Origin of the sequence: Rhodococcus sp. HM1 (genome assembly GCF_023218075.1) — a bacterium.
Taxonomy (GTDB): Bacteria; Actinomycetota; Actinomycetes; order Mycobacteriales; family Mycobacteriaceae; genus Rhodococcus.
Genome location: NZ_JALPTB010000243.1, coordinates 1 through 300 on the forward strand (window position 1 = coordinate 1; position 300 = coordinate 300).

Consider the following 300-nt stretch of genomic DNA (forward strand, 5'->3'; position numbering starts at 1 on the left):
GTGACCTCGCGGCGGGCACGGTCGCGGTGGGGGTGGATTGGTCACCGGCCACCCTCGGCGCCGCGGCGATTGTCGCGGAACGCCCGGATGGGTTGGTGTCGGATTTTCGGGGCTTCACCTACGACGACCGCGGCCTCGGCATCACACTCGCCCGCCTCCAGACGGAAGGCCAGTTCCTGCACCGCAAGGCCGCCCGGCTGCGCCGGCTCGCCGAGACCGCACCGCCCCGGGTGCGGGCGGAGCTGGAGGCGAAAATCGCGGTCCTCGAGGACCATCGCACCGCGATCGGTGTCAAACGCG

Annotated in this window: 1 pseudogene; it reads left to right on the top strand. The window is 72.0% G+C overall.

The features are described 5' to 3' along the window. A pseudogene (locus tag M1M07_RS32615) lies at nucleotides 1-300 on the top strand (transposase); the annotation flags it as partial.